Below are 21,606 nucleotides of genomic sequence, written 5' to 3' on the forward strand. Positions count from 1 at the left end.
GTTTACAGATTCCGGGCCAAAAAAATCCGCGGGGGCGGAAGGGGGAGTTCGCGGGCGGTACCCCCAGGGGCACCCACCGCACACGCGCTTGCCGATCACCGACGGGCAAGCGCCTGTGCAGTTCCGCCGGTCGGCCCAGGCCGGCCGGCGGTGCTGCCCCGGCACCGCCCATGAGGGCGGTGCCGGGTAATGCCTGTACCGCTGCGATCAGAAGCGGAAGCCGACTTCGGCCTTGACCTGGCGCGGCGTACCGACGATATCGCCGGTCTCGTTGTAGCTGGCCAGCAGCTTGCCGTCGGACTTGGTGTAGTTGTAGTTGGAGAAGTTGTCGAAGTTGAACACGTTGATGATGTCGATACGCGCATACAGCTCGGTATCGCCCGGCATCTTGAACGTCTTGGTGGCCTGCAGGTCGACCGAACGGTAGCCGAAGATCTTGCCACCGATCAGGAACTTGCCGTTGCCGTTGGGCACTGCGGCACCCGGGGTCGGCAGGTCGAAGCCGGTCGACTGGGTGACCGGGTACCAGTCGTTCACCGCGGTCGGGGTGGCCAGGGTGATCTTGCCACCGAAGGTGATGCCCCAGAAGCCGGCGTACGAACCGGTGACCACCAGGCGGTGGCGCGGCGCGCCGTTGGAGCGGATGGTCGGGTAATCCTCGATCAGGCCGCGGTCGAACGCGTACTTCTCGTTGATGTCGCGGTTGTGGCGCGCGGTGGTCCAGGTGTAGGCGATCGAGGTGCCCCAGCCGCTTTCCTTGGTGAACGGCTTCTGCGCCGACAGCAGCACCTGGGTCGCACGGGTCTTGATGCCCTGCTGGCCGATGATCAGGCTGCCGAAGCCCGGCACGTTGCAGCTCCAGGCCTGGCTCAGGCCCGGGTCGCTGCCGCCGCACAGGCGCGGGTCATCGAAGAACTGGCCGGTCGGGTAGCGGTTGCCCAGGGTGAAGGCGAAGCCGTCGTAGCTCAGCGTGCGGGAGATGGTGGCATCGGTCAGCCAGTCGCCGACCTGGTTGCTCATGCCCAGGCTGAACTGATCCGAGTACGGGGCCTTCAGGTTGTTGTTCAGCAGGTCCACTTCCAGACCGGCATTGCTGGTCGCACCGACCAGGGACTGCAGGTTGCCGATGCCGTTGAGCAGGTTCGGGTTCCAGTCATAGCAGGCGGCCTGGCCATTGAGGCAGCTGCCGGTGGCCGGGTTGCGGAAGTAGATGGTCGGCTGCGGCAGCGCCAGCTTGGTGGTTTCCAGCTGCAGGTTGTCGAACAGGTCGCGATCGTACGAACGGCCGGCACCACCGTGGATCACGTGCTGCTCGTCGGCGTTGATGTCATACGAGAAGCCCAGGCGCGGCTGCCAGGCATCCTTGAACGCCTTGCGGTTGTGGCCGGTGCTGATGTAGTTGCCGATGTCCAGGCCGCCCAGCGCCAGCGAATCGGCGTAGGTCTGGCCGGCGGGCGCGCGCGGATCCTGCGAGTAGATCGCGTCGACCACCTGCTGCGGGGTCACGAAGTCCAGGTAGGACGGGGTCTTCTCGTAGTCCCAGCGCAGGCCGATGTTCAGCTGCAGATGGTCGTTGACCTGCCAGTCGTCCTGGATGAACAGGCCGATCTGCTTGGACTTGGAACGCACTTCACCCGACACGCCCGACACGCCGGTCACCGGCTTGACGAACTGCGCCTTGTACGGGATGTCGGACGGGAAGTCCGCATCGCCCAAGGTATAGGTGAAGGCCGGATTGATCTGTGCCGCATCCGATGCGTACAGGTCGATTTCCTTGTACTTCGCGCCCATCTTGATGGTGTGGTCGCCGGCCCACTGGATGCCGTCCAGGGTCAGGTTGTCTTCGATCGACCAGCCCTTCTGGCCCTTCACCTGCGAATCCAGTGCCGAGGCGCCGCCGATCTTGACCAGGGTGCGGTCTTCGGTGCCGTCCGGTGCGGTGTAGGTGATGCCGTTGGCCAGGGTCAGCGGGGTCGGATTGTTGAACGAATCCTCGTGGGTGACCATCAGCTCGTTGTAGTAACGCTCACCGCTGTGGTTCCAGCGCAGCGCGTAACGACGGTCGGTGTTGACCACTTCGCGGCCGGCTTCCGGCGCGGTTTGCCCACTGAACTGCTGCTGGGTTTCGTCGCGGTCCTGGAAGGTCAGTTCGATGCGATCGTTGTCGGTCGGCTCGAAGTCGATCTTGGCGAAGATCAGGTCCTGCTCGAACGGCTGGCTGGCCGGGCCGAGGCCAGCGGCAGCGCCGGCCGGCAGCAGGCCGACGCGGTTGGTCACCGAGCCTTCCGGGGCGATGGTGACCGGCAGGTCGAAGCGCTTGGCTTCGTAGGTGACGAAGAAGTGCGCCTTGTCCTGGATGATCGGGCCACCCAACGCAAAGCCGTATTCCTTCTCGGCCGACGCTTCCTTGGTCTGCCCGACCTGGCGCTCGGCCGGGGTCTTGGCGCGCATGTCTTCGTTGGTGTAACGGTAGAAGGTTTCACCCTTGAACTCGTTGGTACCGGACTTGGTGGCCGCGGTCACCGCCGCGCTGGACACTTGGCCGTACTCGGCCTTGTAGTTGCCGCTGATCACCTTGTATTCGCCGATGGCCAGCTGCGGGAACGGGTTGCCGGCGCTGCCGGACTGGCCGGCCACGCCGCCGCCCTTGACATAGCTCTTCTGGCCCACGCCGTCGATGTAGACGTTGGTGCCGTCGGCATTGGTGGCACCGCCGCGCAGCGAGGTGTTGCCCTTGGCATCGCGGGTGAAGATCATGCCCGGCACCGCGTCGGCGAACTCCAGGAAGTTGCGCGACACCTGCGGGGTGGTCTGGATCTGCTGCAGGCTGACGGTCTTGCCCACCTCGGAAGTACGCACTTCCTGCAGCAGGGTCGGCGCGATCACGTTGACCGTGTCCAGGTTGGTGGCATTGGCGGTGCCGCCGTTGGCCGGCGCGCCGCTGAAGTTCAGGGTCGCCGCGGAGGCCACGGTCACGGTCACCTTCTGGGTCTGGCCATTGGCCACCACGTCATAGGTGCCCGGGTCCAGGCCCATCAGCGAATAGCTGCCGTCGGCGCGGGTGGTGGCGCGGCGCACCGAGCCGCTGGCCAGGTTGGTGGCGGTCACTTCGGTGCCGGCTTGGGCTTGGGCGACCTGGCCACGCAGCGAAGAGGTGGCCGACTGCGCCATCAGGGTCGGGGCGGCGCCTAGCAGCAGGCAACTGACCAGCGCGCTGGTCAGCAGGCTACGGGCCGGCACGCGGGTGCGGTGATTGGAATACGTCATGTAAATCTCCGGGTGGTGGTGGCCGTCTTTGCGGCCCCTGTCGTTTTTTTGATTGCGTGGTTTGGATGCGTCACGACCAACGGTCGCGACCTGCTGCACTACCTTGTGTTGCGTCATGACCAACGGTCATGACCTACCGCTTGAATCACGCACGATCAGGCTCGGCACAAGCGTCTGCTTGTCACCGGCCACTTCCGTGTTGTTGCCGTCCATCAACTGCAACAGACGCGTCATCGCCTTATCGCCGAGATCTGCAATGCTCACCTGCATCGTGGTCAACGATGGGTGAACGAAACGCGCCAGCGGAATGTCATCGAAGCCGGCCAGGGCGACATCGGCCGGAACCCGCACGCCTGCCTGCGCGAACGCATACAGACAGCCCAGCGCCATCATGTCGTTGGCGGCAAACACGGCATCGGGCAGCGTGCCGGCTGCCAGCAGCTCCTGCCCGGCGCGGTGGCCGGAGGCTTCGTCAAAGTCGCCGGGCAACTCGATGCCGGCAGCGCCGGCACCGAACGCGGCCAGCGCGTCACGGAAACCACGCAGGCGCTCGCGGGCATCGAAGTTGAGGTCCGGACCGGAAATGAATGCGATGCGACGGTGGCCGACATCCAGCAGGTGGCGGGTCATCGTCATCGCCCCGGCATGGTCATCGATGCTCAGCACCGGATGATCCTGCTCGGGCAGGTAGGTATTGATCAGCACCGTGGGCAGTGCCTGCGGCAGGTTGTCGGTGAGGAACCCCGGGCTTTCGGCGTACGGGGACAACACCAGCAGGCCGTCCACCCGGCCACGCATGGCGCGCAGGGCCGCGCCCTGCTGCTCCTGGTCGCCGTGGTAGCTGGACACCAGCAGGTGCTGGCGGCGCTCGCGGGCCACCCCGTCGATGCCACGCATCAACTCGGAGAAGAACTCGCCGTACAGGTCCGGCAGCACCACGCCAATGGTGTTGGTGCGGCGGCTGCTCAGGCTGCGGGCGGCGGCATGCGGCGTATAGCGCAGGCGCGCAGCCACCTCCAGCACCAGCTTGCGCACGGGCTCGGCGACATTTTCATGGCCGTTCAGGGCACGCGAGACCGTCGCCACAGAGACGCGGGCTTCGCGGGCTACATCTTTGATTGTGATGGCTGCCTTGTTCACTTCGCCGCCCTCCACGGCTTAGAGATTTGGGGCTTGGCGCGGAATGTAAGCGTTTTCAATCCTGAATGTAAACACTACGTTAGCCATATGTCGCACGCCGGTAACCCAAAGCTGTCCATGGCAGCCCCCTTCGGGACTGGCCAGGACAAGGCAGGACAAGGGTTTAGGCGTTTTTGGCCGGTGCCTCGGCGCGGATGGACAGCGCGTGGATATCGGTGTCCATCATGCTGCCCAGGGCGGCATAGACCGCCCGGTGGCGCGCAAGTGGCAGCTTGCCCTCGAAGGCGGCGCTGACGATGTGCACGTTGAAATGCCCGCGGCCGTCACGGGCGCCCTCATGGCCGGCGTGCCGGTGGCTGTCGTCCTCCACCTCCAGCTGCACCGGGTCCAGCGCCTGCTGCAGTGCCGCGCGGATGCGCTCGACCCGGTTCATGGCAGCACCTTGCGGAACGGGCGCACCTGCACCCGCACATATACCCCGGCATCCACGTAGGGATCGGCCTGGGCCCAGGCCTGGGCGGCCTCCAGCGAGTCGAACGCAGCGATCACCACGCTGCCGCTGAACCCGGCCGGGCCCGGGTCCTCGCTGTCGATCGCCGGGCACGGCCCGGCCAGCAGCAGCCGGCCGGCATCGCGCAGCGCGGTCAGCCGGGCCAGATGGTCCGCGCGCGCCGCCAGCCGGGCCGCCAGCACATCGGCACCGTCATAGCCTTCAATCACATACCACATAGGCAACTCCCAAGGCTCAACTAAACGAACCCGGCGATTCTAGCCCGCCCGGCTGGACACTGCCGGCCTGAACCCGTACTCTTGTCCCCATTGCACGTGGCTGGACGCAGCAGCCCCGTCGGCAACCGGCTTCACCACCCGACCGACGATCGACCCGCTGCCCCACACCAGCGCACGTAGACGACCTCCCGTAGTTCTGTCGCTGCCCATCGCGGCGCGCCTTGCTGTTTGAAGTGTGGAACCGCGCCGACACAGGCGTGTCATGGCTTGCCATCTTGCCGCCCGGAACGCTCCGGCCGCTGGCACGGTGCGGCGACCGGTCCGTTGCAATACTGACGTCAACTTGATGACCTCCGAACTCGCGCTCGACGCGAACCCGCAAATCCGGCCGACCGCCCCACAGCAGCAGGAAATGCCGCTGGCCGTGTGGCATGGGCAACCGGTCCTGCAGATTCCGCAGGACCTGTACATCCCGCCGGATGCGCTGGAAGTGATCCTGGATGCCTTCGAGGGCCCGCTGGACCTGCTGCTGTACCTGATCCGCCGGCAGAACCTGGACATCCTGGACATCCCGGTGGCCGAGATCACCCGCCAGTACGTCGAGTACATCAATGTCATGCAGGAGCTGCGCTTCGAGCTGGCGGCCGAATACCTGGTGATGGCGGCGATCCTGGCCGAAGTGAAGTCGCGGATGCTGCTGCCGCGGCCGCCCAGCATCGAGGGCGAGGAAGCCGACCCGCGCGCCGAACTGGTACGCAGGCTGCAGGAGTACGAACGTTTCAAGCAGGCCGCCGAGGACATCGACGCCCTGCCCCGCCAGGACCGCGACACCAGCGTGGCACATGCCTTCGTCCCCGACCGGGCCGCGATCAAGCTGCCGCCGCCGGTGGACCTGAAGGAAATGCTGGTGGCGCTGCACGACGTGCTCAAGCGCGCCGAGCTGTTTACCGGGCATGCGATCAAGCGCGAAGCCCTGAGCGTGCGCCAGCGCATGGGCGAAGTGCTGGGCCGGTTGGAAGATGGCAAGTTCTACCGTTTTGAAACGCTGTTCACCGCCGAAGAAGGCAAGCTGGGGGTGCTGGTGACCTTCCTGGCCCTGCTCGAACTGGCCAAGGAACAACTGCTGGACATCGTCCAGGAAGCCCCGCTGGCGCCGATCTACGTCAAGTCCCTGGCCGCCGGCAACACCAACGAACCGCTGCAGTTCAACAGCGAATTCGACGACCCCGCCGACGCCGCCAACGAAACCGACTGAGCACCCGACCCTCGCATGGATCAACCGCTGATCAACCGTATTGTCGAAGGCGCGCTGCTGGCCTCCAGCCAGCCGCTGACCCTGGCGCAATTGCAGGGCCTGTTCCCGGAAGAGGAACCGGCGCCGCCAGGCAGCATCGAACGCGCGCTGGAACTGCTGCGCGAGGGCTGCCAGGACCGTGGCGTGGAACTGGTCGAGGTCGCTTCCGGCTTCCGCTTCCAGGTCACCGGCGAAGTGCACGCCTACATCACCCGGCTGTGGACCGAGCGCAAGACCCGCTACACCCGCGCCACCCTGGAAACCCTGGCGCTTATCGCCTACCGCCAGCCGATCACCCGCGGCGAAATCGAACAGGTGCGCGGCGTGGCGGTCAGCAGCAACATCATCCAGGCCCTGGAAGAGCGCGAATGGATCCGCGTGATCGGCCACCGCGACGTGCCCGGCAAGCCGGCGCTGTTTGGCACCACCAAGGGCTTCCTGGATTATTTCGGGCTCAAGCGCCTGGACGAACTGCCGCCGCTGTCCGAGCTGCGCGACCTGGGTGAGCTGGAACCGCAGCTGCCGCTGGACAGCCACGGCCAGCTGGCCGGCCGCCTGCCCGCCGGCGCAGCCAGCCCGGAAGGCGAGCTGGACGGCGACGCGGCCAACGACGACGCCGGCCTGCCGGCGGCGGCCGGCGAAGACCAGGACGACGCGGATGCGGCGCCGGTCGACCCGCCCGAACCCGCCGCTGCCCGGTTGGCGGCCCGCGCCGCACTGGCGGCGGCGCGACTGGCGGACCCGCCCGCAGATGCGGACAATACCCAAGGCTCGGCCGATGCCGATGCCGATGCCACCGACACCCCATTCGATGCGCCGTTGCCGCCTGCCGACGACGACGCTGATACGACCGCCAGCGATGGCGAACCCGATACCGCGCCGGGAGAGCGCGCGGCGCCCCAGAACGAAACCGAAGACAACGCCGTCGCGACGACGACCGTGGCTGTTGACGAAGCCGATCCCGAACCAGAGGCCGACGCACCCGTCGCCGGCCGGAGCCAAGTGAATGAGTGACACCCCCCGCAAGCCGTCTTTGAACAAGCTTTCGCTCAAGCGCGAAACCGCCACCGACCAGCCCAAGCTGGAAGAACGCCTGCACAAGGTGCTGGCCCAGGCCGGGCTCGGCTCGCGCCGCGCGCTGGAACAGCGCATCGCCGATGGCCTGGTCAAGGTCAACGGTGAAGTCGCGCAGACCGGCATGTCGATCAAGAGCGGCGACAAGGTCGAGCTGGACGGCCGTGGCTTCGTGGCCACCGCGCTGACCGAAACTTCGCGCGTGCTGGCCTACAACAAACCCGAAGGCGAAGTGACCACCCGCGAAGATCCCGAAGGCCGCCCGACCGTGTTCGAAGCGCTGCCGGCCCTGAAGGGCGCGCGCTGGATCGCGATCGGCCGCCTGGACATCAACACCACCGGCCTGCTGCTGGCAACCACCGACGGTGAGCTGGCCAACGCGATGATGCACCCCTCCTATGAGGTCGAACGCGAGTACGTGGTGCGCGTGCGCGCCCCGGAAGGCGAAGAGAAGGTGCCCGACAACATCGTCGACCGCCTCGCCCGTGGCGTGGCGCTGGAAGACGGCCCGGCCAAGTTCGACGAGATCGAACGCATCGGCGGCACCGATTCGCACGACTGGTTCCGCGTGGTGGTCAAGGAAGGCCGCAACCGCGAAGTGCGCCGCCTGTGGGAATCGCAGGGCTGCCAGGTCAGCCGCCTCAAGCGCACCCGCTACGGCAAGGTGTCGCTGCCGCGCGAACTGCTGCGCGGCCAGTCGGTGGAACTGCCGGTCAAGCAGGTTGAAGCCCTGCGCGCCGAACTGAACCTGGAAGCAGGCGCGCCGTCGGCGCTGACCCTGCAGCCGGTGATCGGCCAGCGCCGCGCGGCCAAGACCACCGTGCGCGTGTCGCGCGAGGGTGGCCGCGGCAACGCCTACGTCAACGGCCACAATTCGGCCGACGAAGGCCGCGAACTGCGCCGTTTCGACAACGTGCGCGAAGAGCGCGGCCGTGGCCGCGGCGGCAATGGCGGCGGCTTCAAGGGTGGCCTGACGGTCAGCGGCGAAGCGGCGGCCAAGCAGTCCCAGCGCCCGTTCAAGGCGCGCCCGGACAAGGGCAACCGCGCGTTGCCCGAAGGCAACCCGGCCGCGTTCCGCAGCTGGTACGTGCCTGACGGTGTCAGCACCGGCCCGAGCAACCACCGCAATGCCGGCCCGGGCGCTGCCCGTGGCCCGGGTGCGCGCGGTCCGGGTGCCGGCGCAGGCGCCGGTGGCCAAGGCCGTCCGTACGGCAAGCCGAAGGGTCCGGGCGGCGCCGGCGGCCAGGGTCGCAGCTTCGGCGGCGAAGGCCGCGGTGCAGGCGGTGGCGGCGGCTACGGCGGCGAAAGCCGTGGCGGCTACGGCGGCCAGGGCCGTCCGGCCGGTCCGGGCGGCGGCGGCAACCGCGGCGCCCAGGGCGGCCAGGGTCCGTCCCGCCATCCCTATGGTCATCCGGGCAACGCCCCCAGCTTCCCGTCCGACCACGCCAACCCGGGCTTCAGCCCGTACGGCAGCGCGCGGCCGGCCGGCAACGGTCCCGGCGCCCGTGGTCCGGGTGGCCCCGGCGGCAACCGCGGCCCGGGTGGTCCCGGCGCACGCGGTCCCGGCGGTCCGGGCGGCAACCGTGGCCCGGGTGGTCCCGGCGCACGCGGCCCCGGCGGTCCGGGCGGCAACCGTGGCCCGGGTGGCCCGAGCGCACGTGGTCCCGGTGGTCCGGGCGGCAACCGTGGCCCGGGTGGCCCCGGCGCACGCGGCCCCGGCGGCCCGGGCGGTCGCCCCGGCGGCAGCCGCGGCCCGGGTGGCGGCGGTCATCGTGGCGGCGGCCCGCGCGGCGCCTGATCGCTGAGCCGCTGAAACGAAAAACCCGGCTCCGGCCGGGTTTTTTTGTTTACTGGCGTCGGGTGGCGCGTCGCCTGCGGTGTCGGTTGGAACAACCTGGACGGATCATCGGTGCGTGCAGATGGTCGCCGCCGGACAGGTACGCCGCGCTGCGCGTGGTCTCCACGCATGGCGTGGATCTACGGGCGTTGTCAGGTTCACAGGGAAACGCATGGCGCCGCGCGTGTAGATCCACGCCATGCGTGGATGCCTTGGTGCGGATGCCCTTGGCGTGGATGCCCTTGCTTCAACGCCGCTCGATGGTGAACTTGCCCAGGCCCACGCCCAGGTCCCAGCCCTTGCCGGTGCCGGCCAGCGCCAGCGACACATCGCCCTTGGTCATCACCTGGGCATTGCTGGACTTGTCCGCACCGGCGTGCGCCTCTACCGAGGCATACGAACCGAGCAGATCGTTGAGCGAATAGGCGCCGGAGAAGCGGCCCTTGCCGTCGACGATCTTCGACTTGCCCACGGTCAGCCCACCGCCCTTGACGGTGATCTTGACCGGAATGCGCGCGCCATTGTCGCAGCTGATCGTGCCGGTACCCGAGGCGGTCTTGTACAACACCGACCAGCCGGCCAGGTTGTAGTGCAGTTCGCAGTCGATGTTGCCGGCCGCCTGGGCCGCCGGCACCACGCTGATGCCGGCCAGTGCGATCAATGCCAGGGAGAACGTCTTCATGCAGGTCCGCTCGTACGCAATGGGAATGACTGGAATCTAGCAGCGCGCGCGTGTGGCCTGGATGAGGCCGCCCGCGCGCGTCAGGCCATCGTTCAGCCAGCGCCGGCCGGCCCGCCCAAGGTGAACGCGTCGGCATCGAGCATGGCCGGGAAGCGCGCGCGGTGCGCGGCCAGCGCCGCCGCCGACACGGTGGTGGTCGCCACCTGCTCCACCTCGCGCACTTCCAGCTGCGGCTGGCCGAGGAAATCGATCACCGCGCTGTCGCCGGCATAGTGCAGGCCGTTGCCGTCCACGCCCACGCGGTTGACCGCGGCCACGTAGCAGAGGTTTTCGATCGCCCGCGCGCGCAGCAGCGTGCGCCACGCATAGGCGCGCGCCGAGGGCCAGTTGGCCACGAACAGCTGCAGGTCGAAATCCATCTCGTCGGCGCGCTCGACGTTGTAGCGGTTGCGGCAGAACACCGGGAAGCGCAGGTCGTAGCAGACCTGCGGGTTGATCCGCCAGCCCTTCCAGTCCACGCACAGGCGTTCGCTGCCGGCGGCGTAGCGCAGGTGCTCATCGCCATAGCGGAACAGGTGGCGCTTGTCGTAGTGCTGCAGCGCGCCGTCCGGGGTGGCCCACAGCAGCCGGTTGTACACGCCCTGCCCCACCCGCAGCTGCACGCTGCCGGTGACCGCCGCGCCCAGGCGCGCGGCCTGTTCGCGCATCCAGGCCACGGTCGGGCCGTCCATGTCTTCGGCCTTGTCGATGGCCGCGTTGGAGAAGCCGCTGGTGAAGGTCTCCGGCAGGATCACCAGGTCGGTCTGCCCGGCCAGCGGCGCCAGCAGCGCGCCGTAATGGTCGCGGTTGCCGGCCGGGTCGTGCCAGCGGGTGTCGCCCTGGACCAGGGAGACGCGCAGGTCGCTGCGTTGGACGGGTGCGTCCATCACAGCGCCTGCAGGCGGTCGATCGCCGCGTCCAGGGTGGCATCGTTCTTGGCAAAGCACAGCCGCACCAGGCGCTGGCCAAGCGGCGCGGTCTCATAGAACGGCGACAGCGGAATCGCGGCCACGCCCTTTTCAATCGTCAGCCACTTCACGAATTCATGGTCGGGCAGATCGCTGATCGCCGAATAGTCCACCAGCTGGAAGTAGCCGCCCGGCACCGGCAGCGGGGTCAGCCGGGTGGTCAGCAACTGTTCGCGGAAACCGTCGCGCTTGGCCTGGTAGAACGCGCCCAGCTGCAGATGGTGTTCGGGCTCATCGCGGATCATCGCGGCAAACCCATGCTGGGCCGGGCCGAAGCTGGTGAAGGTATTGTACTGGTGCACCTTGCGGAACTCGGCGCTCAGCAACGGCGGGGCGATCGCATAACCGATCTTCCAGCCGGTGCAGTGGTAGGTCTTGCCGAAGCTGGAAATCACGAACGTGCGCCCGCGCAGTTCCGGATAGCGCAGCGCCGATTCATGCCGGCGGCCGTCGTAGATGATGTGCTCGTAGACCTCATCGGAGATCAGGTAGATATCGGTGCCGCGCAATACCTCGACCAGCGCCTGCATGTCATCGGCGGTGAGCATCGCCCCGGACGGGTTGTGGGGCGTGTTGACCATCAGCAGACGGGTGCGCGGGCTGATCGCCGCGCGGACGCGGTCCCAGTCCACCGCGAAGGTCTGCGGGTCCAGCGGCACGTGCACCGCGCGCGCGCCGGCCAGCTCGATCGCCGGCTCGTAGCAGTCGTAGGCCGGGTCGAGCACGATCACCTCCTCGCCCGGGCGCACCACCGCGTGGATGGCGTTGAAGATCGCCTCGGTGGCGCCGCTGGTGACGGTGATTTCGCTGTCCGGGTCCAGCTGCGCGCCGTACAGGTCCAGCGACTTCTGCGCGATCGCCTGGCGCAGCGGCGCCACCCCGGTCATCGGCGGGTACTGGTTCAGCCCGCCCTGCATGGCCTGGATGGTGGCATCGAGCAGGCGCTGCGGCGCGGAGAAATCCGGAAACCCCTGGCCCAGGTTCACGGCGCCATGCTCGGCGGCCAGCTGGGACATCACGGTGAAGATGGTGGTGCCCACCTTGGGCAGCTTGGTCTGCGGTTGCATCGGCCGGAAAAAAAAAGAAAGGGGGAAAGCGCAGTGTACGCAACCCAGCGGTAGCTACCCACCGTTGGTGGGTATGGCGTAAACCCGCATTCGCGTATTCGTCCCACCGCCCCGCCCCCGATACACTGTCGGCCCCATCCATCGCAAAGACCCGCCCTTGAACCCTCCTCCGCTGCTGGCCGCGCAGGGCCTGGCCTTCAGTCGCAACGATGAACCGGTGTTCGGCCCGCTCGACCTGCACATCGACGCCGGCGAAGCCTTGCTGGTGCAGGGCGACAACGGGGCCGGCAAGACCACCCTGCTGCGCGTGCTGGCCGGCCTGCTGCGCGCCGATGCCGGGCAGGTGCAGATCGATGGCCGCCCGGCCGGGCACACGGAACGGGCGCAGTTCGTGGCCTACCTGAGCCACCTGCCGGCGCTGAAGGCCGACCTGGGCGCGCTGGAAAACCTGGACTTCCTGTGCGGCCTGCACGGCCGCCGCGCGCGCCAGATGCCGGGCAACGCGCTGGCCATCGTCGGCCTGGCCGGCCATGAGGACACCCTGGTGCGGCAGCTCTCGGCCGGCCAGAAACGGCGCCTGGCACTGGCCCGGATCTGGCTGTCGCCGGCGCCGCTGTGGCTGCTCGACGAACCCTATGCCAACCTCGACCTGGACGGCATCAACCTGGTGAACCGGATGATTTCCGCACATCTGCGCAGCGGCGGCGCCGCCCTGGTAACCACCCACGGCGCCTATGCCGCCCCGCCAGTGCAGACCCGGCTGCTGCGCCTGGCCCGTGCCGGGAGCGCGGCATGATCGCCCACGGTACCCAGCCCGGCCTGTGGCAGACCGCCTGCGCGCTGGTCCGCCGCGATCTGCGCCTGCTCTGGCGGCGGCGCGGCGATGCCTTGCAGCCCCTGATGTTTGCCGTGCTGGTGGTGGTGCTGTTCGTGCTGGCGCTGGGCCGCCAACCTGCGCTGATCGCGCAGGTGGCCGCGGCGGTGATGTGGCTGGCGGTGCTGCTGGCCGGGCAGCTGGCGCTGGATTCGCTGTTCCGCAGCGATGCCGAGGACGGTTCGCTGGAACAATGGCTGCTGGCCCCGGTGCCATTGGCCTGGCTGGTGCTGGTGCGGGTGCTGGTGCATTGGGCCAGCACCGCCCTGCCGCTGATCGTGATGACCCCGCTGCTGGCCGAAATGCTGCATCTGCCACATGACCAACTGCCCATCCTGCTGGCATCGTTGCTGCTGGGAACCCCGTTGCTGAGCCTGATCGGCGGCGTGGTGGCCGCACTGACCGTCGGTATCCGGCGCTCTGGTATTCTCGTGGCGTTGCTGGCGTTGCCGCTGTATGTACCGGTGCTGGTGTTCGGTGCGGGCAGCGTGGCGGCAGCGGCAGGCGGGCAGGATCCGATCGGCCCGCTGCTGCTGCTCGGCGCCGGGCTGGTGGTGGCCCTGGTGCTGGCACCGTTGATCACCGCCGCGGCGATCCGGATTTCATTGAATTGAGGCTTGGTCCACCGCACCACCGTTTCCAGCGTCATCGTTCAACCAGCTGCGTCACGTCCGTTGAATCGTCGCCCTTCGTTGGATAGCCACCGCTGCATGCACACTATCGTCCGCTGGTTCCACCAACTCGGTTCGCCGCCCACCTTCGACCGCTTTGCCGCGCGCTGGTCGCGCGTGTTCTACGTGGCCGCGCTGCCGGTGCTGTTGATCGGCGTCTGGCAGGGGTTGTTCGTGGTGCCGCCCGAGCAGACCCAGAACGATGCCTTCCGGATCATCTACATCCACGTGCCCAGTGCCTGGATGAGCCTGTTCGTGTTCGCGCTGATGGCCTTCTATGCGGTCATCGCCCTGGTCTGGCGGATCAAGATCTGCGAAATCCTGGCGATGGCCTGCGCACCGATGGGCGCCGGCTTCACCCTGGTCACCCTGCTCACCGGCAGCATCTGGGGCAAGGGCACCTGGGGTGGCTGGTGGGACTGGGACCCGCGGCTGACCAGCGAGCTGATCCTGCTGTTCCTGTACCTGGGCGTGATCGGCCTGTACCACGCCATCGAAGACCGCCGCAGCGCCGCCCGCGCGGCCGGCCTGCTGGCCATCGTCGGGGTCGGCCTGCTGCCGGTGATCCGCTATTCGGTGGACTGGTTCGGCGGCCTGCACCAGCGCCAGTCGATCAACGTCTTTGGCACCAACGCGGTGCGCGATGAACTGATCGCGCCGCTGTGGTGGATGGTGGTGGCCACCAAACTGTGGTTCGTCGGTTCGCTGCTGGCCAAGGCACGCGCCGACAACCTGAGCCGCGAAGCCGGCAAGGCCTGGGTCGGCGGGCAACTGGCCGGCACCCCGTCGGCCCCGATCGAGGATGCGCCGCGATGAGCCACCTGCCCTTCATCATCGCCGCCTACGCGGTGTTCTTCCTGGTGCTCGGCAGCGATGCGCTGGGGTCGTGGCTGCGCCTGCGCCTGGCGCGGCGGCAGGCCCTGCGCCGCCAACAACGGCTGCAGGCACGCGCCCAGCCGCAAACCGCTACCCCGCTGGCGCCGGAGCTGAGCCGATGACCCCGGTGCAACGCCGCCGCATGATCTGGGTGCTGTTGCTGCTGCTGGCTTCGGCGCTGGCCACCACCCTGGTGGCGTTCGCCCTGCAGCGCAATATCGCCTATCTGTATACGCCGGCCGAAGTGCTGCGCGGCGAGGTCGACCCGCAATCGCGCTTCCGCCTGGGCGGCATGGTGGTGAAGGGCTCGTTCCAGCGCGCCACCGGTTCGCTGGAGGCGCACTTCGTGGTCACCGATGGCGATGCCACCCTGCCGGTGAGCACCTCGCGGATTCTGCCGGACATGTTCCGCGAAGGCACCGCGGTGGTCGCCAGCGGCCGCCTGCAGGACGGCCGTTTCATCGCCGATGAAGTGCTGGCCAAGCACGATGAAAACTACGTGCCCAAGGAAGTGGCCGACAAGATGGGCCAGGCCCACCGCAAGCACGATGTGCCGGTGGCGCCGGCCGGAGCGCCCTGAGTGCTGCCCGAACTGGGCCAGGTGCTGCTGGTCAGTGCGTTGTTGATGGCCATGCTGCAGGCGGTGCTGCCGCTGTGGGGCGCCCAGCGCGGGCAGCAGGCATGGATGGCAGTGGCGCGCCCGGCCGCGTTCGCCCAGCTGGCCTTGTTGCTGGGCGCCTTTGCGGTACTGACCGCGGCCTTTGTCGGCCAGGATTTCTCGGTGCGCTATGTGGCCGAAAATTCCAACAGCTTGCTGCCGCTGGCCTACCGCTATTCGGCGGTATGGGGCGCCCATGAGGGCTCGCTGCTGTTGTGGGCGCTGGTACTGGCGCTGTGGAGCGGCGCGGTGGCGCTGTGGTCGCAGCGGTTGCCGGCGCAGGTTTGCGCGCGCGTACTGGGCGTGCTCGGCATCATCAGCATCGGCTTCCTGGCCTTCCTGATCTTCACCTCCAACCCGTTCGCGCGGTTGATCCCGGCCCCGCTGGAAGGACGCGACCTCAACCCGCTGCTGCAGGACCCCGGGCTGATCATCCACCCGCCGATGCTGTACGTGGGCTACGTGGGCTTTGCGGTGCCGTTCGCCTTCGCCATCGCCGCGCTGCTGGAAGGCCGGGTGGATGCGCGCTGGCTGCGCTGGACCCGGCCGTGGACCAACGTGGCCTGGGGCTTTTTGACCTTGGGCATCGCGCTGGGCAGCTGGTGGGCGTACTACGAGCTGGGCTGGGGCGGCTGGTGGTTCTGGGACCCGGTGGAGAACGCCAGCTTCCTGCCGTGGCTGGCCGGGGCGGCGCTGATCCATTCGCAGGCGGTCACCGAAAAACGCGGCAGCTTCGCCAGCTGGACCCTGCTGCTGGCCATCGCCGCGTTCGCGCTGTCGCTGCTGGGTACCTTCCTGGTCCGTTCGGGCGTGCTGACCAGCGTGCATTCCTTCGCCGCCGATCCCTCGCGCGGCACCTTCATCCTGGTGTTCCTGGCCCTGGTGATCGGCGGCGCGCTGCTGCTGTATGCGCTGCGCGCCGGCGCGCTGGGCAGCGACGACCCGCGCCGCGGCTTCATGCCCACCTCGCGCGAAACCCTGCTGCTGGCCAACAACCTGCTGCTGGCCGCGGCCTGCGCGATGGTGCTGCTGGGCACGCTGTACCCGCTGCTGGCCGATGCGCTGGGGCTGGGCAAGGTCTCGGTGGGCCCGCCCTATTTCGGCACGCTGTTCCTGTTGCTGATGGTCCCGCTGGTGGCCCTGCTGCCGTTCGGCCCGCTGGTCAACTGGCAGCGCGACCAGCCGCGTCGCGCGCTGGCGCTGCTGGCGCCCTGGGCCGGGCTGGCACTGCTGCTGGGCGCGATCGCGTATTTCACGGCGCCGCAGGGCGCGCTCAAGACCGCTGCCGGCGTGACCGGCGCGGCCTGGGTGGCGCTGGGCACCGCGCGCTTTGTGTGGACCCGGCTGCGCGGCAACGGCCGCTTCAATGCGGAAATGATCGGCATGATCCTCGCCCATGGCGGGGTGGCAGTGTTCCTGGCCGGCGCGCTGCTGGTGGAAGCGCTGAACGTACAGCGCGAGGTCGCCCTGTCGCCCGGGCAGACCCTGCAGGTGGGCGGCTATGAACTGCGCTTTGAAGGCGTGGACCACCAGCTAGGCCCGAACTACAGCGCCGACCGCGGCCAGGTGCGCGTGCTGCGCCACGACCGCGAACTGGCCCTGCTGCACCCGGAAAAACGCCAGTACGCCAGCGGCGGCCAGATGATGACCGAAGCGGGCATCCTGGCCCGCGTGCGCGGCGATGTGTACGTGGCGCTGGGCGAGCCGCTGGGCAACAATGCCTGGGCGGTGCGCGTGCACATCAAACCGTTCGTCCGCTGGATCTGGCTGGGCGCCCTGCTGATGGCCCTGGGTGGCTTTGTCACCGCCGCCGACCGTCGTTTCCGCCGTCCCTAGCCATCTGCCGTCCAGGAGTTCCCCGTGTCCGACCCCCGCCCCGCTTCCCGTCCGCTGCCGCCGGTGGCCATCGTCATCGGCGTGCTGTTCTTCTTCGGGCTGCTCGGGCTGATGGTGTACGGGGTGATGAAGTCCGGCGCGCCCGACCGCGACATCCTGCCCTCGGCGTTGATCGGCAAACCGGCACCGGCGTTCACCCTGCCGGTGCTGCATGACCCCGGCATCCAGGTCAGCAGCAGCGAACTGCGCGGCGCGCCCTACGTACTCAACGTGTGGGGCAGCTGGTGCGCGGCCTGCCGCGAAGAACACCCGGTGCTGACCCGCTTTGCCGAAACCAAGCGCGTGCGCGTGATCGGCTACAACTGGAAGGACGAACCGGCCGATGCGTTGCGCTGGCTGGAACAGCTGGGCAATCCGTTCGTGCTGGTGCTCACCGACATCGAAGGCCGCACCGCGATCGACTGGGGCGTCACCGCCGCGCCGGAAACCTTCCTGGTCGACGCCAGTGGCGTGGTGCGCTGGAAGTACAGCGGCGCGCTGACCCAGCAGGTGATCGATACCCGGCTGATTCCCGAACTGGAAAAGGTGGAGCGTGCCAATGCCGATGCTGCAAGTTCCCTGCCGGCCGCGCCGTAGGCGCCTGCCGGTGCTGCGCGCGGCGGTCCTGGCCGCGGCCCTGCTGGCACCCGCATTGGCCCCGGCGCAGGCGGTCTCCGACCCTACCCCGCTGCACTACCGCGATGCCGCGCAGGAAGCGCGCTTCCACGCGCTGGCCGCCGAACTGCGCTGCGTGCAGTGCCAGAACCAGTCGCTGGCCGATTCCAACGCGCAGATCGCCCATGACCTGCGCCGTGAAGTACTGCTGCTGATGCAGCAGGGCCATGACGATGCGCAGATCAAGCAGTTCCTGGTCGACCGCTATGGCCCGTTCGTGCTGTACCGCCCGCCGATGGATGCGCGCAACAGCGTGCTGTGGTTCGGCCCGGCCGTGCTGCTGCTGGCCGGGGCCGGGGTACTGGTCTGGGTGGTGCGCCGGCGTAGCCGGCAGGTCCAGCCGATCGACACCACCGGGGACGGCTGGTGAGCGCGTGGCTGCCCGCGCTGGCGGCGCTGACCGCGACCGTGGCCGCGCTGCTGGTGCTGTGGCCATTGCGCCGCAGCGACCGACGCGCGCCCTTCATCGCGATGGTGCTGGCCGTGGGCGTGGCCGGTGCCTGCCTGTACCTGCTGGTCGGGCAGCCGCAGGCGCCATCGGCCGCCGTGGCCGCCGCGCCCACCGACCTGGGCCAGGGCGTGCAGGCGCTGGAGCAGGCCCTGCAGCGCGACCCGCAGCGCGCCGACGGCTGGGCCCTGCTCGGCCGCGCGCGCACCGAACTGGGCCAGCACCAGCCGGCGGCCGATGCATTCGCGCGGGCGGTGGCGCTGGCCCCGGATGATCCCGGCGTGCTGGTCGAAGCCGCGCAGGCGCGGGCCCAGGCCGATGCCGGCAAACAGTTCGACGACACCGCGCTGCAGTGGCTGCGCCACGCCCGGCAGCTGGCCCCCGACGCCGAGCGCGCCAGCTGGCTGCTCGGCATCGCCCTGCGCCAGCGCGGCCAGGACGCCGAAGCGGCCGGCATCTGGGAGGCGCTGCTGCCGCGCCTGGACCCGGGCGCGGCCAGCGCGCTGCGCGAACAGATCGCCATCGCCCGCGGCAAGGCCGGCCTGCCGGCTGCAACCGCCGCTGCCGCCGCAGTTGCCGGCACCGCGCTGGGCGTGCAGGTCCGGCTGGACCCGGCATTTGCCGCGCGCGCGTCCCTGCCCGCCGATGCCAGCGTGTTCGTGATCGCCCGCGTGCCGGGCGGCCCGCCGATGCCGGTGGCGGTGGAAAAACACCCGCTCGGTGCGCTGCCGCTGCAGCTCAGCCTGGACGATGCCGACAGCCCGATGCCGACCCAGCCGCTGTCGGCCCATGCCGAGGTGGAGGTATTCGCCCGCCTGTCCGTCTCCGGCAACGCCAGCCGCCAGGACGGCGACCTGGATTCGGCGCCGGTGCGCGTGCGCCTGCCGCATGCCGGAACGGTGCAACTGGTACTGGGCGCGCCGGACCGGCCTTGATGCCGGCCCTCCACGGTGTTGGCGTGCCCTCGGCCGCGGCCTGCAGCCGGGCTAAAATGGCCGCATGACTGAATTCATTCCGGCCGGCACCCGTTACCACGCCCTGCCCTCCCCGTTCCCGTTCAAGCGCGGTGGCGCCCTGCACGGCGCGCACGTGGCCTATGAAACCTGGGGCACCCTGGATGCGCAGGCCGCCAACGCGATCCTGCTGGTTACCGGGCTGTCGCCAGATGCGCATGCCGCCGCCAACGCCGGCAACCCGGCCCCCGGCTGGTGGGAAGCCATGCTCGGCCCGGGCAAGCCGATCGACACCGACCGCTGGTTCGTGGTCTGCGTCAATTCGCTGGGCAGCTGCAAGGGCTCCACCGGCCCGGCCAGCATCGACCCGGACACCGGCGCGCTGTACCGGCTGGGCTTCCCGGAACTGTCGATCGAAGACGGCGCGCGCGCCGCGGTGGAGGTGGTACGCGCCCTGGGCATCAGCGAACTGGCCTGCGTGATCGGCAACTCGATGGGCGGCATGACCGCACTGGCCGTGTTGCTGCTGCACCCGGGCATCGCCCGCAGCCACATCAACATCTCCGGCAGCGCCCAGGCCTTGCCGTTCTCCATCGCGATCCGTTCGCTGCAGCGCGAGGCGATCCGGCTGGATCCCAAGTGGGATGCCGGCCGCTACAGCGACGACAGCTACCCCGAATCGGGCATGCGCATGGCGCGCAAGCTGGGCGTGATCACCTACCGCTCGGCGCTGGAATGGGACGGCCGCTTCGGCCGCGTGCGGCTGGATTCGGACCAGACCGACGAAGATCCGTTCGGCCTGGAATTCCAGGTGGAAAGCTACCTGGAAGGCCACGCCCGGCGTTTCGTGCGCTTCTTCGACCCCAACTGCTATCTGTACCTGAGCCGCTCGATGGACTGGTTCGACCTGGCCGAATATGCCGACGGCGACGTACTGGCCGGCCTGGCCAGCATCAAGGTGGGCAAGGCGCTGGCGATCGGCGCCAACACCGACATCCTGTTCCCGGTGCAGCAGCAGCAACAGATCGCCGACGGCCTGCGCGCCGGCGGCGCCGACGCGCAGTTCATCGGGCTGGATTCACCGCAGGGGCATGATGCGTTCCTGGTGGACTTCGCACGGTTCGGGCCGGCGGTGGGCGACTTCCTCGCCACGCTGTGAAGCACGGGCGCCGCTATCTGGCACTGGCCGCCGCCGGCGCCCTGGCCGGCGCGGCGGTCAGCGGCTGGCTGCCAGCGTGGCTGGCCGCCTGGTATGCACTCGCCAGCGTGGTGGCATTCGCACTGTACGGGCACGACAAGCGCGCCGCGCGGCTGGGCCGCTGGCGCACGCCCGAACGCACCCTGCAGCTGCTGGCCTTCGCCGGCGGCTGGCCGGGCGCGCTGCTGGGCCAATCGGTGTTCGCCCACAAGCACCGCAAGACCGCGTTCCAGTGGGTATTCGCGCTGTGCGTGGTGGCCAATATCGCGTCGTTGGTGGTGCTGCTGCGTGCATAGATTCCCTGCGCCGGTTCCTGAATGACCACACAATCGCGGGGGGCATGCCGCAATTCCCGGGCATGACCGCATTTCGGCAACCCGCCACCTCCGTGGCCTTCTTCGGGATTCCAGAGAGCGCCCTATCACTGTTGACAGAGTTACAAAAAGGAACTAAACCTTGCCCCTATACATAGGACCAAAGGTTTGAATTGCAGCCGAAATCTTGGCTAGGCAATAACTCCAGCACGCAGCCTTGCAGGCGCATTGGCTAAGCAGTTCTATCAGGACATCATTGCCGGGAAGCAATTAACAGCACAAACAATGGAGGTTTGGATGATCAGGAGTATCGTCACTGTCGCGACGTTGTCCGTCGCAGCGTTTCTTCCCCTTAGTAGCGGGGCGAAAGAGGCAGACCCGCCCAAGAAGGACTTTGATGAGCCGTCGATGGCTCAAATTAGTTCGACGTCAGTTGTTCCAAACACAGGAGCCATCATCAATGGCCGACTGATGTTTGAGTCTATTGATAGCAGCGGAAAGCTGTATTCCGTCGAGTACGACCCGGCAACTTCACACGTAGTCGCAATTAGCGGCAACAACTTGATCAGCAAAACACTGACACCGCAGCAGCTCGCTATCGCAGAAACGAAAGCGAACCAAGCTGCGGCTGCGGGGCTGGCTCCCGTCGTCATGGTTCCCATTTTTATGGGCATCGCTTGTTATACAAACGACCAGTTCACGAAGCACGATGCAATTCGGCAGTGTGAACGCAAAGGGCGAACCGTTGTGATGGAGAACACCGGAATCTGTGGCTTCAATGCGAGCTACCGGTGTGATGATGTCGATCCACCACCAGTCCCAACACCGGCCCCGACGCCAGTTCCAGGCCCATCCACGGCTTACCAAGGCATTTGGCTTGCCAATGGAAACAGCGTGGGTTCAAGCGATTATTGGTCGGTCTGGACATATGACGACGACTGGTTCTAAATCGGCCCAGTAATTTCGA

Annotated in this window: 21 protein-coding genes and 1 pseudogene; 15 read left to right on the forward strand and 7 right to left on the reverse strand. The window is 68.1% G+C overall.

The features are described 5' to 3' along the window. Positions 1 to 207: 207 nt before the first annotated feature. The 4 genes from IC535_RS13765 to IC535_RS13780 form a co-directional block, all read right to left on the reverse strand. Positions 208 to 3,267, reverse strand: a complete 3,060-nt coding sequence (locus IC535_RS13765; protein ID WP_228886836.1) for a TonB-dependent receptor — start codon at positions 3,265 to 3,267, stop codon at positions 208 to 210. A gap of 126 nt (positions 3,268 to 3,393) precedes the next feature. After that, positions 3,394 to 4,422, reverse strand: coding sequence for a LacI family DNA-binding transcriptional regulator (locus IC535_RS13770; protein ID WP_228886835.1), 1,029 nt, complete (start codon positions 4,420 to 4,422; stop codon positions 3,394 to 3,396). A 148-nt stretch (positions 4,423 to 4,570) separates the two neighbouring features. Further along, positions 4,571 to 4,840 (reverse strand): BolA family protein, encoded by a 270-nt coding sequence (locus IC535_RS13775; RefSeq protein ID WP_228886834.1) that lies wholly within the window; start codon positions 4,838 to 4,840, stop codon positions 4,571 to 4,573. Beyond that, entirely contained in the window at positions 4,837 to 5,136 is a 300-nt protein-coding gene (locus tag IC535_RS13780; RefSeq protein ID WP_228886833.1) for a YciI family protein, read from the reverse strand. The genes IC535_RS13775 and IC535_RS13780 overlap by 4 nt, the downstream gene beginning before the upstream one ends. A 346-nt stretch (positions 5,137 to 5,482) precedes the next feature. On the opposite strand from IC535_RS13780, the gene IC535_RS13785 reads away from it, so the two are divergent. From IC535_RS13785 to IC535_RS13795, 3 genes and pseudogenes are all read left to right on the forward strand, one after another. Next, positions 5,483 to 6,391, forward strand: a complete 909-nt coding sequence (locus IC535_RS13785) for a segregation and condensation protein A (protein WP_228886832.1) — start codon at positions 5,483 to 5,485, stop codon at positions 6,389 to 6,391. Positions 6,392 to 6,406: 15 nt separating this feature from the next. Further along, positions 6,407 to 7,444 carry an SMC-Scp complex subunit ScpB gene (gene scpB, locus IC535_RS13790; protein ID WP_228886831.1) on the forward strand — a complete coding sequence of 346 codons (1,038 nt, stop codon included), beginning with the start codon at positions 6,407 to 6,409 and terminating at the stop codon, positions 7,442 to 7,444. Next, positions 7,437 to 9,179: pseudogene (locus IC535_RS13795) on the forward strand (pseudouridine synthase); the annotation flags it as partial. The gene scpB and the pseudogene IC535_RS13795, both read left to right, overlap by 8 nt. Before the next feature lie 409 nt (positions 9,180 to 9,588). On the opposite strand, the gene IC535_RS13800 reads toward IC535_RS13795, so the two are convergent. The 3 genes from IC535_RS13800 to IC535_RS13810 form a co-directional block, all read right to left on the reverse strand. Beyond that, positions 9,589 to 10,023: a hypothetical protein gene (locus IC535_RS13800; protein ID WP_228886829.1), complete on the reverse strand. Its 435-nt coding sequence runs from the start codon at positions 10,021 to 10,023 to the stop codon at positions 9,589 to 9,591. 92 nt (positions 10,024 to 10,115) lie between these two features. Then, positions 10,116 to 10,949: an amidohydrolase gene (locus IC535_RS13805; RefSeq protein ID WP_228886828.1), complete on the reverse strand. Its 834-nt coding sequence runs from the start codon at positions 10,947 to 10,949 to the stop codon at positions 10,116 to 10,118. Next, complete coding sequence (locus IC535_RS13810; RefSeq protein WP_228886827.1) at positions 10,949 to 12,097, reverse strand: pyridoxal phosphate-dependent aminotransferase; 1,149 nt, start codon at positions 12,095 to 12,097, stop codon at positions 10,949 to 10,951. The genes IC535_RS13805 and IC535_RS13810 overlap by 1 nt, the downstream gene beginning before the upstream one ends. Before the next feature lie 157 nt (positions 12,098 to 12,254). On the opposite strand from IC535_RS13810, the gene ccmA reads away from it, so the two are divergent. The 12 genes from ccmA (at position 12,255) to IC535_RS13870 (ending at position 21,587) form a co-directional block, all read left to right on the forward strand. Then, the gene (gene ccmA, locus IC535_RS13815) at positions 12,255 to 12,893 is read left to right on the forward strand and encodes a heme ABC exporter ATP-binding protein CcmA (RefSeq protein ID WP_228886826.1); all 639 of its coding nucleotides are present in this window, start codon (positions 12,255 to 12,257) and stop codon (positions 12,891 to 12,893) included. Further along, complete coding sequence (ccmB, locus tag IC535_RS13820) at positions 12,890 to 13,585, forward strand: heme exporter protein CcmB (protein ID WP_228886825.1); 696 nt, start codon at positions 12,890 to 12,892, stop codon at positions 13,583 to 13,585. The genes ccmA and ccmB overlap by 4 nt, the downstream gene beginning before the upstream one ends. 96 nt (positions 13,586 to 13,681) lie before the next feature. Beyond that, positions 13,682 to 14,458 carry a heme ABC transporter permease CcmC gene (ccmC, locus tag IC535_RS13825; protein WP_228886824.1) on the forward strand — a complete coding sequence of 259 codons (777 nt, stop codon included), beginning with the start codon at positions 13,682 to 13,684 and terminating at the stop codon, positions 14,456 to 14,458. After that, the gene (locus IC535_RS13830) at positions 14,455 to 14,640 is read left to right on the forward strand and encodes a heme exporter protein CcmD (protein ID WP_228886823.1); all 186 of its coding nucleotides are present in this window, start codon (positions 14,455 to 14,457) and stop codon (positions 14,638 to 14,640) included. The genes ccmC and IC535_RS13830 overlap by 4 nt, the downstream gene beginning before the upstream one ends. Further along, positions 14,637 to 15,098 (forward strand): cytochrome c maturation protein CcmE, encoded by a 462-nt coding sequence (gene ccmE, locus IC535_RS13835; RefSeq protein ID WP_228886822.1) that lies wholly within the window; start codon positions 14,637 to 14,639, stop codon positions 15,096 to 15,098. Before IC535_RS13830 ends, ccmE begins: the two co-directional genes overlap by 4 nt. Then, on the forward strand, positions 15,099 to 17,012 hold the full coding sequence (locus IC535_RS13840) for a heme lyase CcmF/NrfE family subunit (RefSeq protein WP_228886821.1): 1,914 nt from the start codon (positions 15,099 to 15,101) through the stop codon (positions 17,010 to 17,012). Between the two features lie 111 nt (positions 17,013 to 17,123). Then, a complete protein-coding gene (locus tag IC535_RS13845) occupies positions 17,124 to 17,648 on the forward strand; it encodes a DsbE family thiol:disulfide interchange protein (RefSeq protein ID WP_429000396.1) in 525 nt (174 codons plus the stop codon). A gap of 13 nt (positions 17,649 to 17,661) precedes the next feature. Further along, positions 17,662 to 18,096 (forward strand): cytochrome c-type biogenesis protein, encoded by a 435-nt coding sequence (locus tag IC535_RS13850; protein ID WP_429000395.1) that lies wholly within the window; start codon positions 17,662 to 17,664, stop codon positions 18,094 to 18,096. Next, positions 18,090 to 19,109, forward strand: coding sequence for a tetratricopeptide repeat protein (locus tag IC535_RS13855; RefSeq protein WP_228886882.1), 1,020 nt, complete (start codon positions 18,090 to 18,092; stop codon positions 19,107 to 19,109). The genes IC535_RS13850 and IC535_RS13855 overlap by 7 nt, the downstream gene beginning before the upstream one ends. Positions 19,110 to 19,173: 64 nt before the next feature. After that, complete coding sequence (gene metX / locus IC535_RS13860) at positions 19,174 to 20,286, forward strand: homoserine O-acetyltransferase MetX (RefSeq protein ID WP_228886818.1); 1,113 nt, start codon at positions 19,174 to 19,176, stop codon at positions 20,284 to 20,286. Beyond that, entirely contained in the window at positions 20,283 to 20,621 is a 339-nt protein-coding gene (locus tag IC535_RS13865) for a DUF1294 domain-containing protein (RefSeq protein ID WP_228886817.1), read from the forward strand. Before metX ends, IC535_RS13865 begins: the two co-directional genes overlap by 4 nt. Positions 20,622 to 20,867: 246 nt before the next feature. Continuing rightward, positions 20,868 to 21,587 carry a hypothetical protein gene (locus IC535_RS13870; protein WP_228886816.1) on the forward strand — a complete coding sequence of 240 codons (720 nt, stop codon included), beginning with the start codon at positions 20,868 to 20,870 and terminating at the stop codon, positions 21,585 to 21,587. The last annotated feature ends 19 nt before the right edge of the window (positions 21,588 to 21,606 follow it).

It is taken from the genome of Stenotrophomonas rhizophila (assembly GCF_020857975.1).
Classification (GTDB): Bacteria; Pseudomonadota; Gammaproteobacteria; order Xanthomonadales; family Xanthomonadaceae; genus Stenotrophomonas; species Stenotrophomonas rhizophila_C.